Genomic DNA, 10,699 nt, shown 5'->3' on the forward strand with positions numbered 1-10,699 from the left:
TAGGACGCCGGCAGCCCCGACGATGCCCGATTTTGGCAACGCCGATGATCAAAGGAGATTTCAATGTCCCAGTCGCAAACGACCACCAATCACGACGAAATCCGCAAATGGGCCGAGGAGCGGGATGGACGGCCGGCAGTGGTTCGCACCAAAGGCGCGGGCGGCATCCTGCGGATCGACTTCGGCAAACCCGAGGAAGCATTCGAGCCGGTCGAATGGGACGAGTTCTTCCGCATATTCGACGAGAACGATCTGGCCTTTCTTTACCAGTCCAAGACTGGTGACGGACAAACCAGCCGTTTCAACAAGTTCGTTGAGCGCAACCAGAAAGGCGAATGACGCATTTCGAGCCGGCCGATTTGCCCGACCTGGTTCTCGGGCCAATTTTTCTGGATGCGGTGGAACAATAGGGGCTCCGATCCTTCCGTCGCTGAACCACAGCCGCAGCAAGGATCGAAGGCCTTGGCCCTGAGCTCAGGAGGCGGCGGGGCTGGATAGGCGTCAAAAGCTGGAAACCCGCTACTCGTCCTGCCGTGAAACCAAAACGCCGCTCATCAGTCGTCCTGCTGCCTGCGGTGGCGGTGTTTTTCGATTTCCTCGGGCTCTTCATCGTCGATCCGCGTGATGTTCGAGGCATTGTGGTCTGATCGCAGGATCTCATCCAGTTTGGCGTGAATGGCCTGAGTGTCGCGGTGCTCGGCACGCTGGATGAACAGCGTCATGGCCCACGTAAACAAGGTAGCCGCTCCATGCCAGTCCAGGGTCTGTCGCTCGAAGATCATCCAAAGGATTGCGTAGACCAACAGGATCAGGAATGCCGCGGGGCGGGAGGTTAATGTGCCGATTGAGGTAAGCACGCCGGTGACGGGATGATTGGCCATGCGAAAGAACTCGCGGCAGTGACCGTGGTTCCCGACCGCAGTGCATCGCGCCGGCACGAGCCAGCTAGGCGCGACGGATGAATTCACGGCGCAGTGCTTGCCGATCGCAGCTACAACGATGACCACACGATTGCCGGGCGCGCAATCATCAGCCAGAAAATGGCGAGCACGGCGCCGAAAGCTGGGAAGCCGAAGACAAACCAGCGTCTGAACAGCTGATGGTAGCGCTCGGGAGGAGGTTGGTTGGAGAGTGCGGCCTGTGTGGCTAGATTTCGCATCTCGATCTGTATCCACACGACAGGCAGCCAGAACAGGCCCGTTAAGATGTAGAGCAGGATCGAGAGAACGATCCATCCTTCGGACAGCGAATACCCCGCAACCCTAGCGAGGCCCAGTCCGGTCAGAGGTTGTGCGACAACGGCCGTAGCCGTGAACAGGAAATCAGCCAGCACGACAATTCGGGCGACAGCTGCGATCGTCGCGGCATTCCCGGTCCGGTGTGCCAAAAGCATGAAAAAAGCAATGCCGGCACCAGTTCCGAGCAGCACAGCAGCGCCGATCACGTGCAGGTATTTAAGCACGAAGTACGTCATCAGCGTTCCTCCAGAATGGCCAGCGCTGCAAAATGCAGAACGAGGATCGGGAGGATTTTGATCAACGGCCCGAGTGGCTCAAGCCAAAGATCCGGCCGCAGAATGCTCCCAGCGATCGCATAGAAAAGCGATACCGCGATTGCGCCGAAAAGACCAAGCCGGCTGGTTGGGCGCCAGGCGATAAGCGCCCCGACGGCGATGTCAGCCAGCGCGCCGGCGACTACCGCCGGTTCGGCCAAGGGGCCGGCAGCAGTGCCAATCAGCAAGTCAACTCCGCTGCGCCAGCCGGCAGTGAGGGAAATGATGCCCGTCATGATCCAGAAGAGCGGCAAGATGACAAAGAGCGCCGGCTTGACGAAGTAAAGACCGGCGAACCATCGCTCCTGCACCGTCGCAGCGTTTAAACGCAGTGCAGATGTAAGACTTGATGGTTGAATGCCGGTCGCCGTCATCCAGGGTTGGGGATCGCCGACAGCGCCACGGGCAATCTCTTTTGCTGCATTGCTGCGCATCGGCGGGCGCCAGCCCAGCTGAGCCGCGGCATCCCCGAACCTGTACAAGATAGCTGCGGCCCAATTCGGCAAGATGAACTCCCGAGCACTGCTCCATCCGAACCAGCGGCGATAGCGACCCACGACCTCGCTCATCGAAAGTGCCTCGGGCCCAGCCAGGTCCAGCGTGAGGTGCGATGGGCTGCCGGGTTTGAGGAAGAACAGGACGGTGGAGATGACGTCATCGAGTTGGACGACTTGGAGACGGCCCGTGCCGGGCATCAACGGCAAGAGCGGCAACGCCGCGAGGCCGCGAAACAGTGCACTTGCGCCGAAGGCCGGCCTTCCCAGTACTACGGAGGGGCGCAGGATGACCCAGTCAAGGCTACGTGCCATCAGTGCCTCATCGCCGGCGAGCTTGCTGGCGGAAAAGGCGGACGGCTGCTGGCGATCGACCCCGATGGCAGAAAAGTGGATCACCTTGTTCACACCTTCTTGCTCACACGCGGTGAAGAGAGCCGAGGCGCCGGTAGAATGGACATGCCGGGTGTTTTCCCGGGCACTATCCTGCAGGACGCCGGCACAGTTTACGACGGCGTCCACACCGGCGAGGTAGGGGGTCCAGTCCTGAGGTCGCAAGCCCCGCGCCATATCCAGGGAAACGGTTTGGATCTCCGGGTGGACGCCAGTGTCTGCGTGGTGAAGCACGCGAACCACTTCATGACTCTCGCCGGCCAGGCGCGCGCAAAGCGCGGCTCCAATCAGACCTGACGCGCCGGTGACGAGAATTTTCATTCCTTCCTCCAGCCGTTCGCCAGCGCGTGCCCGTCCATCAACCCAGCGGCTGCGCCTGGGACAACTCTAGCAAAGCCGAAGCCGGTAGTCTCACGCCGGGTGGAACAGGTTCCGGGCATCAACGCAGCCAAAGGTGAGCCGGTACGGTGCGTTCGCATCTGCAGGTCAACTTCGCCGGAAGTTCGTCGCCGGCTCGGCGCAATCGCGGAGGTCGTTATGAATGTGAGTTGCAGCCTTGGCGGCGTCTCCGAACGCAACAGCAATTTGATTGAGCCCCTCGGCCACGTCGCCAATGGCATAGAGTCCTGGCGTTGAAGTCTCAAGGTGTCGGTTGACCAGGACATAGCCTTCTGCGTCACAGTTAGCCCCCAGAGCAACCGCTAGTTCGGAGCGTACGTCGCTGCCCATCGAAGGGTACACCACATCGATGTTGCGCATCGGGGCGCCCTCGGCCATGACGACATCGAACCCGGTTCGTCGAGGGATCAGGTCATCGACAGCGTCCCAGATTTCAACTCCGCCTGCCAAGGCGGCGCCGCGGGCAGCTTCGGAAACATCATCCTGGTTATTGGCGAGCAAGGCGACCTGACTGCCATATCCCTTCAGGAACAGAGCCTCCCTGACGGCGAGATGCTCCGGACCAACAACGCCGATGCGGCTACCCCGGGCCTCATATGCATCGCAAACCGGGCACAGTCTGACAATGCCGGTTGCGATCGCCTCCTCCAGTCTTTCAATGGGAGGTGCCTTGTCCACAATGCCCGTTGCCAGAATCACGCGCCTTGCTTGGACAATCCCGCAGGTGGTCGTCAGAACAAAAAACCCCTCGCGTTTTTCGGCGTGGCCTACGCAACCATGGACAAGGCTCGCGCCGTATAGCTGTGCCTGGGCTCGTAGGCGGCCGAGCAGTTCTTCCCCGCTGATGCCGTCGGGGAAGCCGGGACAGTTACGGGATTTTGGGATGAGCTTGGCACGCGCATGCCCCGCGTCGAGCGAGATCACCGAACGCAGAAACCTGGCTAAATACATGGCTGCAGCGAGCCCCGCGGGGCCGCCGCCGACGATGGCAACGTCAAAAACTTGTTCGCCCGAAAAACTTGGTTCGCCCGAAAAGCTTGGCATCGGGCCTAACTTCAACTCAACGAGCTTGTTCCACAGGGTCGAAATGGACGCAATCAGGATGCACACTGCACAATAAGAGTGAACTCCAATCGAGTCGTGAAGAGAAAGGCCACTGCCTCATCAAGCCTGCAAAAACCTCGTGGCTCCCAACGCTGTGAGTACAGCACCACTGGGAAAGTGAACGCATCATGGAACTTCGGCTCACCGTCGCGCTTAGTTTGGCGAAAGGGTGGTCTGAGATGAGCGCGACCAGAGAGTTTTTTCAAAACTGGCTACAGGAGAATGTCGGCACACTTCCTGGTCGAGAGGAAGTCAGCGTCGCGGTGCTCGCTCAGCAATTCGAGCAGGATGCCGAGGTGGCTGGTTATGGGCGTGAAGTAAGGGAGGACGAACTCGGAAACATCGAAGATGCTATCGTGCAAGCGATCGAGAACGCCGGGTCCGGGGTGCAGAGCCCGAGCTCCGAAAAGAGCGATCCGGCACCTGTAATGGACGCGTTGGAGGTCGATGATGCCAAGAGCGGACCGTAGCCCCTGACACCTTCTTCTGTTCGCCTGAACAAGCCCCCGGACTGCCGTACGAGCCGAAAAACGGACCTTAGGTGCTTTCCCGTTAGTTCCATGCACCATCGAGGAACATTCCTGCCGCCACCGCGTTAGGAAAGTTCCTTCACACCCGGTGCGCCCGTGCTGACTGCTACCCTTCCAGGCGAATGGCTGACCCGGCATGATCAGGGTCACATCTCGCGGCGGGCCGCTCTTGCGGGTATTTGTTGCTGGCTATTGGGTGCTTCCGCTGAAGCCGCGCCACAGCCATCGCCGCTCGTGCGATTTGGCGTGCTGGGATTTGGCACCGCCGCCTGGGAAGTTGACGTCATGCGGCGACATGCGTTGGACGCTGTGCACGGCGTATCAATCGAGGCTCAGCGGCTTGCCGGGACCGAAGTCGGTAAGACCGCATTGCTGGCGGGCAGCGTCGACGTCATCGTTTCGGACTGGGTGTGGGTCATGCGCCAGCGCAGCGAAGGCGCTGATCTGGTGTTCTATCCCTATTCTCGTGCCGTCGGCGCGCTGGAACTGCCGCAAGGCTCGTCCATTCGAACTCTTGCGGACCTCAAGGGCAAAAGGCTGGGGATCGCAGGTGGTCCGCTGGACAAAAGCTGGATCCTGTTGCGCGCGCTCGGCCTCCGTCAGGTGAAGCGCGATCTTGCTGAAGAGGTGGAGCCAGTGTTCGGCGCGCCGCCTTTGTTGGAGCAGGAATTTCTGGCGGGGCGACTGGATGCACTGCTGACGTTCTGGAATTTCGCCGCTCGTCTCGAGTCAGAGGGGGCAAGGCCTCTGCTCAGTGTCGCGCAAATCCTGCAGGGGCTTGGCGTATCCGTGGACTTGCCGATGCTCGGCTACGTCTTCCATGAAAGCTGGGCGCGGGCCAACCCGATAGCCCTCGCGCGATTCACGAGCGCGACCGCGGCAGCGAAGTCGCTGCTCGAGTCTTCGGACGACGAGTGGCGGGTGCTCGCGCCTCAATTGGGCACGGACGATCCTCACCTACAGGCGGCGTTACGCGCCGCCTATCGAGCCGGAATCCCTCGTCGTTTCGGCAAAGACGAACGTGATGGCGCGGCCCGGTTGTTTGCAATCCTGGCCAAATTGGGCGGCGAGGATCTGGTCGGCAAGGCGACGAGCCTCGATCCTGGTGTCTTCCGGGCCATACCGGCTTGAGCTCGCGCCAATGACCGATGTCCCAGCGTTCCCCATCACAATGCAGCGTTGGCAATCGGCTGCGGCATTGCTGACCATGGTGCTCGTCTGGCAGATTGCATCATCGATCGCCGCCGATCGGCTGTTTCCTGGTCCGGTCCAGGTTGTTTCGGTTCTCCTGCACGAAGCGGTTCGGGGCGAGCTGCCATACCATTTGGGCATCTCGCTTGCGCGCGTCGTGGCAAGCCTCGGGTCGGCAATACTCATCGGCGCGGCCCTTGGCTACGCGGCAGGCCGCTCGCACAGAGCCGACATATGGATGAGGCCTTGGATCGTCTTACTCCTCAACATGCCGGCGCTGATCACGGTCATTCTAATTTATATCTGGCTTGGTCTTGCCGAGACCGCGCTTGTCCTTGCGGTCGCGCTCAACAAGATCCCCAATGTCGTGGTGACTATTCGTGAAGGCGCCAGCCGGCTGGACAAGGACTTTGCCGAAATGGCTGAGCTCTATCGCTTCGGGCGTGCTGCAAAGCTGCAGCATGTCGTGCTGCCGCAATTGGCGCCGTTCTTTCTCGTCACCCTGCGCAGCGGGCTGGCATTGACGTGGAAGATCGTGTTGCTCGCCGAACTGCTCGGCCGCTCCAACGGCGTCGGGTTCCAGCTACAGGTCTATTTTCAGAACTTCGACGTCACCCACATCCTTGCCTATGCGATCAGCTTCGGCGTTGTGATGCTTGCCATAGAGTATGGACTGCTTGTGCCGTTGGAACGTCGTCTGTTCGCCTGGCGACGCTGATGCTGAGGATCAGGATCGAGGACAAGACTTTCCCCGGTGACGACGGACAGCGCCGGACGATCTTTCGCGCGCTGTCGCTTGATATAGCCGACGGACAGGTCTGCGTCCTGACCGGCCCTTCCGGTGTCGGCAAGTCGACGCTGCTGTCGATCGTTTCGGGCGTCGACCGCGAATTTCGCGGCAGCGTGAGCGGACGACCGCTTCCGATAGGCATGCTGTTCCAGACACCGAGGCTGCTGCCCTGGCTCACCGCCTTGCGCAATGTAGAGATGGCCATCCCGGATCGCGCGCCCGATGCGGCCCGGTGGCTTGCCGCTGTCGGCCTGAAAGGCAATGAGAAGAGCTATCCGCAGCGACTCTCGGGCGGCATGGCCCGGCGCGTAGCGCTTGCCCGGGCGCTCGCCGTAGAGCCTGCGCTCCTGCTCCTCGACGAGCCATTCGCTTCACTCGACGAGGCGACCGCGCAAGCCATGCGCCGCCTGCTGCAGGATTGTTTCGCCAGTCGGCGGACTACCACGCTGCTGGTTACGCATGATCTCGCCTATGCCTCGTCGCTGGGTGATCGGGTTATTGTTCTGGAGGGATCGCCGGCGCGCATCGTGCGCGATGTCGCAATCTCTGGTGGCCATGAAGCGGGATCGTCGCGCTTTGGGCTGGGGGCGACACAATGAGACTGTTGCTGGGCCTTCTCTTTCTTTTGCTGATCACCGGCCCTGGCGCCACCGAGCAACAGACGATGGTGATCGGGTATATCGGCCAGGAGCGCAAAACGGCTCTGCCCCTGGGACCCCTTGATGAAACCGTCACTGACGGCGGCCTGCAAGGCGCTCGGCTGGGCATTGCCGACGACGAAAGCACCGGCCGGTTTCTTGGGCAGAAATTTCGGCTGGAGGAAAGAATATTGAAACCAACCGAAACGCCGGACGACGCGGTAAGACAATTCGCCGATGCCGGCATCGCCTTTGTCGTCGCCGATCTCGACGCCAGTCAGCTTCTACAGGCCAGTGCCGCGCCCGGTGCCGAGCAGATGACGTTGCTCAACAGCCGGGCGCCGGACGACGTGCTTCGCCAACAGGACTGCCGTCGGAACGTCCTGCACACGATCCCGAGCCGCGCCATGCTCGCCGACGGGCTGGCGCAATATCTCGCCTGGAAGCGCTGGCAGCGTTGGTTCCTGCTTGTGGGGCCGCATTCGCAAGATCAGGCGATGGCTGCGGCCTTTCGACGGGCGGCGGCTCGCTTCGGAGCCGAGATCACGATCGACCAGCCGTGGACATTCAGGCCCGCCAACGGACGTGCCGATACAGGGCATGTCACGCTGCAGACCGAAATACCGGCGGTCACGCAGGTCAGCGACTATGATGTGCTCGTGGTCGCCGACGAGGCGGATGAATTCGGCGCCTATCTGGAGGGCCGCACTGCGCTGCCGAGAATCGTCGCCGGCACGCAAGGGCTTGTCGCCATAGGCTGGAGCGCTGTCAGCGAGGAATGGGGCGCCACGCAACTGCAGGACCGTTTCCACAGGCAGGCAGGGCGCTGGATGTTGCCCAGCGACTACGCGGCCTGGCTCGCTGTGCGCAGTATCGGCGAAGCGGCGACGCGCCTGCACAGTCTCGATCCCGCGGCAATCGGCAGATATATACGCGGCGACGCGTTTCTTCTCGCTGGCTTCAAGGGGCAGGGGCTTAGTTTCCGTCCCTGGGACGGACAGATGCGCCAGCCCATTTTGATCGCCGGGCCTCGCCTCTTGATTTCCAGCTCACCGCAACCGGGTTTCCTGCATCAGCGCACGCCGCTCGACACGCTGGGCATCGACCTGGAGGAGAGCACATGCAAGTTCTGATGACGCTGTTGTTGGCGGCGTTCGCTCTTGCTGCTCCCGCCGCCGCCGAGACCATCTACGTTTCCAATGAGCAGGACAATACCGTCGCGGTCGTCGACGGCGTGACAATGACTTTGCTGGCGACGATCGATGTCGGCCGCCGTCCACGCGGGCTGGCACTGTCGATCGACAACAAGATGCTGTTCGTCGCGGAAGGCGACGACAACCGCATCGACGTGGTCGACGTCGCGAAGCGGCGGGTCGTTGGGGAATTGCCTTCGGGAGCCGATCCGGAATTCTTCGCAGTCCATCCCGATGGCAAGCGGCTGTTCGTCGCCAACGAGAATGACAATCTGGTGTCGGTGGTGGACATCGCCGCGGCCAAGGTCATCGGTACCGTGGATGTCGGCGTCGAACCGGAAGGAATGGCGGCCAGCGCCGACGGCCGCTATGTCGCCTGCACTTCGGAGACCACCAGCATGGTGCATCTGATCGACGCAGGCACGCTTGAACTCGTCGACAATCTGCTGGTCGATACCCGGCCGCGCGCGGCTTTATTCTCGCCGGACGGTAAGCAATTCTGGGTGTCCTCGGAGATCCGGGGCACTGTCACCGTCTTCGACACGGCAACGCGCGCGCAGACCGGCAAAGTCGAGTTCGAGGTGCCGGGTATACGACGCGAGGGTGTGCAGGCGGTCGGCATGGCGACGTCTCGCGATGGCACGACCGTCTATGTGGCGCTCGGCCCCGCCAACAGGATTGCGGAAGTCGATGTGAAAACGCTGGCGGTCCGTCGGCTCTACCTTGTTGGTCAACGACCCTGGCACGTTGCGCTCTCCGGCGACGAGAAGCGCCTGGTCAGCGCAAACGGGAATTCCGGCGATATTTCGTTTATCGATCTGGAAAACCAGGAGGTGGTGAAATCGCTGCCGGTAGGGCGGGGGCCGTGGGGCGTCGTGATCGGGCCATGAACGCCTTATCGGTCGAGAATCTGGGCCATAGTTTCGGAAGCCGGCGGGTTCTCGACGGCGTCTCCTTCTCTGTGGCCCAAGGCAGGATGTGCATCTTGCTAGGCCGCAACGGCGCCGGCAAGACGACGCTGTTCTCGCTGATCACCGGTCTTTATCACGCCCGCTCCGGCTCGGTGCATGTCTTCGACCAGGCGATGGATGTCAACCCGTCCGCCGCGTTGGCGCAGATGGGCGTCGTCTTCCAGTTGCCGACCCTCGATCTCGATCTGACAGCCCGCGAGAACCTGCGTTACCACGCGGCCTTGCATGGCCTTAGCCAGGCCTTGAGCAAGGAGCGCTCCATCCACGAACTCGGCCGGCTGGATGTGCTGGACAGGATCGACGATCCTGCCCGAGCGCTTTCCGGGGGGCAGCGTCGCCGTGTCGAGATAGCACGCGCTCTGATGCATAGCCCACGCCTTTTGCTGCTGGACGAGCCGACCACCGGGCTCGACGTGCCGGGCCGCCACGCGCTCGAGCGGCACGTGCGGGAGCTTTGCCGCCAGCGCGGCATTGCCGTCCTGTGGGCAACACATTTTCTGGAGGAACTAACGGCGGATGACGATGTGGTGGTGCTGCATCGAGGCACAATCCGGTGGGCCGGCCGCGCCGATCGGCTGGCTGCCGATCTCGGTGTGGCGAGCACGGGCGAGGCCTTCGCGTCGCTGACGGAGTCCGAATGAAAACGTCTCACGCAGTGCGCGCGCTCAACGGCATCCTGCGCAGGGAGATGCTGCGCACGTTGCGGCAACGCGGCCGGCTGCTCTCGGCGATGGTGCGGCCGCTGGTCTGGCTGGCAATCTTTGCCGCTGGCTTCCGCTCCGTTCTCGGTCTGTCGATAACGCCACCCTACCAGACCTATGTTCTCTATGACGTATATGTGGTGCCTGGGCTAGCGGCCATGATGCTGCTCTTCCATGCCATGGCGAGTTCGCTGGCCATGGTCTACGATCGCGAGATGGGCAGCATGCGCCTGTTGCTGACCGCACCATTGCCGCGCTGGTACCTGCTTGCGGCGCGCCTGCTGGCCAGCGTGATCGTTGGCGTGCCGCTGGTCTACTTGTTTCTGTTGATCGCGCGTTTCTGGGATGTGCGGCCGCCCGTTCTCGGCTACGTCGCGGTATTTCCGGCGCTCGTGCTGGCGGGCCTCATGCTTGGCGCGTTCGGACTGCTTGTCTCTTCGGTTTCGACACAGATGGAGAACTTTGCCGGTGTCATGAATTTCGTCATCTTTCCGGTGTTCTTTGCCTCGACGGCGCTCTATCCGCTGTGGCGGCTTGCCGAGGCGGGACCGGTGCTGGCAACAATCGCCGCCTGGAACCCGTTCAGCTCGGCGGTCGAGCTGATACGCTTCGCGCTCTATCTGCGGTTCGATCCTGTCGCGGCGGTTGTGGTCCTTGGCTGCCTCATCGCCTTCTTCCTCGCGGCGGTCATCGGCTATGACCCCGGCCGGGGCTTGTGGTCCCGGCGCGGCGGCGAGGGCTGA

General features: G+C 62.0%; 13 protein-coding genes. 9 read left to right on the top strand and 4 right to left on the bottom strand.

Annotated features, from left to right (window positions below; all coding sequences use genetic code 11):
* The first annotated feature begins 63 nt into the window (after nt 1-63).
* Nucleotides 64-339, top strand: coding sequence for a hypothetical protein (locus NKJ76_RS02970; RefSeq protein WP_023667991.1), 276 nt, complete (start codon nt 64-66; stop codon nt 337-339).
* Between the two features lie 215 nt (nt 340-554).
* On the opposite strand, the gene NKJ76_RS02975 is transcribed toward NKJ76_RS02970, so the two are convergent.
* The 4 genes from NKJ76_RS02975 to NKJ76_RS02990 all read right to left on the bottom strand — a co-directional run bounded on the left by NKJ76_RS02975 (nt 555) and on the right by NKJ76_RS02990 (nt 3,882).
* On the bottom strand, nt 555-881 hold the full coding sequence (locus tag NKJ76_RS02975) for a low affinity iron permease family protein (RefSeq protein WP_023681103.1): 327 nt from the start codon (nt 879-881) through the stop codon (nt 555-557).
* A gap of 110 nt (nt 882-991) precedes the next feature.
* A complete protein-coding gene (locus NKJ76_RS02980) occupies nt 992-1,474 on the bottom strand; it encodes a DUF2269 family protein (RefSeq protein WP_023733215.1) in 483 nt (160 codons plus the stop codon).
* Nucleotides 1,474-2,760, bottom strand: a complete 1,287-nt coding sequence (locus NKJ76_RS02985) for an SDR family oxidoreductase (RefSeq protein ID WP_352536751.1) — start codon at nt 2,758-2,760, stop codon at nt 1,474-1,476. Before NKJ76_RS02985 ends, NKJ76_RS02980 begins: the two co-directional genes overlap by 1 nt.
* A 165-nt stretch (nt 2,761-2,925) precedes the next feature.
* Nucleotides 2,926-3,882, bottom strand: coding sequence for an NAD(P)/FAD-dependent oxidoreductase (locus tag NKJ76_RS02990; protein WP_031214590.1), 957 nt, complete (start codon nt 3,880-3,882; stop codon nt 2,926-2,928).
* Nucleotides 3,883-4,070: 188 nt separating this feature from the next.
* Between NKJ76_RS02990 and NKJ76_RS02995 the strand changes: the two genes are divergently transcribed.
* From NKJ76_RS02995 to NKJ76_RS03030, 8 genes are all read left to right on the top strand, one after another.
* The gene (locus NKJ76_RS02995) at nt 4,071-4,412 is read left to right on the top strand and encodes a DUF768 domain-containing protein (RefSeq protein WP_023696361.1); all 342 of its coding nucleotides are present in this window, start codon (nt 4,071-4,073) and stop codon (nt 4,410-4,412) included.
* A gap of 156 nt (nt 4,413-4,568) precedes the next feature.
* Nucleotides 4,569-5,603, top strand: a complete 1,035-nt coding sequence (locus tag NKJ76_RS03000) for an ABC transporter substrate-binding protein (protein WP_031193032.1) — start codon at nt 4,569-4,571, stop codon at nt 5,601-5,603.
* Nucleotides 5,604-5,613: 10 nt separating this feature from the next.
* A complete protein-coding gene (locus NKJ76_RS03005) occupies nt 5,614-6,381 on the top strand; it encodes an ABC transporter permease (RefSeq protein ID WP_023741839.1) in 768 nt (255 codons plus the stop codon).
* On the top strand, nt 6,381-7,052 hold the full coding sequence (locus NKJ76_RS03010) for an ABC transporter ATP-binding protein (protein WP_023668000.1): 672 nt from the start codon (nt 6,381-6,383) through the stop codon (nt 7,050-7,052). The genes NKJ76_RS03005 and NKJ76_RS03010 overlap by 1 nt, the downstream gene beginning before the upstream one ends.
* The gene (locus NKJ76_RS03015) at nt 7,049-8,224 is read left to right on the top strand and encodes a lanthanide ABC transporter ABC transporter substrate-binding protein PedA1 (protein WP_352536752.1); all 1,176 of its coding nucleotides are present in this window, start codon (nt 7,049-7,051) and stop codon (nt 8,222-8,224) included. The genes NKJ76_RS03010 and NKJ76_RS03015 overlap by 4 nt, the downstream gene beginning before the upstream one ends.
* The gene (locus tag NKJ76_RS03020) at nt 8,212-9,174 is read left to right on the top strand and encodes a PQQ-dependent catabolism-associated beta-propeller protein (RefSeq protein ID WP_023729523.1); all 963 of its coding nucleotides are present in this window, start codon (nt 8,212-8,214) and stop codon (nt 9,172-9,174) included. The genes NKJ76_RS03015 and NKJ76_RS03020 overlap by 13 nt, the downstream gene beginning before the upstream one ends.
* Nucleotides 9,171-9,896, top strand: coding sequence for a lanthanide ABC transporter ATP-binding protein PedB/LutE (locus NKJ76_RS03025; protein WP_023754472.1), 726 nt, complete (start codon nt 9,171-9,173; stop codon nt 9,894-9,896). Before NKJ76_RS03020 ends, NKJ76_RS03025 begins: the two co-directional genes overlap by 4 nt.
* On the top strand, nt 9,893-10,699 hold the full coding sequence (locus NKJ76_RS03030; protein ID WP_023713344.1) for a lanthanide ABC transporter permease protein PedC: 807 nt from the start codon (nt 9,893-9,895) through the stop codon (nt 10,697-10,699). The genes NKJ76_RS03025 and NKJ76_RS03030 overlap by 4 nt, the downstream gene beginning before the upstream one ends.

This window comes from Mesorhizobium sp. M0029 (assembly GCF_040323735.1).
Classification (GTDB): Bacteria; Pseudomonadota; Alphaproteobacteria; order Rhizobiales; family Rhizobiaceae; genus Mesorhizobium.

Excerpts from the sequence above, each read along its gene's own strand:
- NKJ76_RS03020 (WP_023729523.1), top strand. The coding sequence starts at position 8,212 with ATGCAAGTTCTGATGACGCTGTTGTTGGCGGCGTTCGCTCTTGCTGCT.
- NKJ76_RS03005 (WP_023741839.1), top strand. The coding sequence starts at position 5,614 with ATGACCGATGTCCCAGCGTTCCCCATCACAATGCAGCGTTGGCAATCG.
- NKJ76_RS03015 (WP_352536752.1), top strand. The coding sequence starts at position 7,049 with ATGAGACTGTTGCTGGGCCTTCTCTTTCTTTTGCTGATCACCGGCCCT.
- NKJ76_RS03010 (WP_023668000.1), top strand. The coding sequence starts at position 6,381 with ATGCTGAGGATCAGGATCGAGGACAAGACTTTCCCCGGTGACGACGGA.
- NKJ76_RS03030 (WP_023713344.1), top strand. The coding sequence starts at position 9,893 with ATGAAAACGTCTCACGCAGTGCGCGCGCTCAACGGCATCCTGCGCAGG.
- NKJ76_RS02975 (WP_023681103.1), bottom strand. The coding sequence starts at position 881 with ATGGCCAATCATCCCGTCACCGGCGTGCTTACCTCAATCGGCACATTA.
- NKJ76_RS02970 (WP_023667991.1), top strand. The coding sequence starts at position 64 with ATGTCCCAGTCGCAAACGACCACCAATCACGACGAAATCCGCAAATGG.
- NKJ76_RS02995 (WP_023696361.1), top strand. The coding sequence starts at position 4,071 with ATGGAACTTCGGCTCACCGTCGCGCTTAGTTTGGCGAAAGGGTGGTCT.
- NKJ76_RS03025 (WP_023754472.1), top strand. The coding sequence starts at position 9,171 with ATGAACGCCTTATCGGTCGAGAATCTGGGCCATAGTTTCGGAAGCCGG.
- NKJ76_RS02980 (WP_023733215.1), bottom strand. The coding sequence starts at position 1,474 with ATGACGTACTTCGTGCTTAAATACCTGCACGTGATCGGCGCTGCTGTG.
- NKJ76_RS02990 (WP_031214590.1), bottom strand. The coding sequence starts at position 3,882 with ATGCCAAGCTTTTCGGGCGAACCAAGTTTTTCGGGCGAACAAGTTTTT.
- NKJ76_RS02985 (WP_352536751.1), bottom strand. The coding sequence starts at position 2,760 with ATGAAAATTCTCGTCACCGGCGCGTCAGGTCTGATTGGAGCCGCGCTT.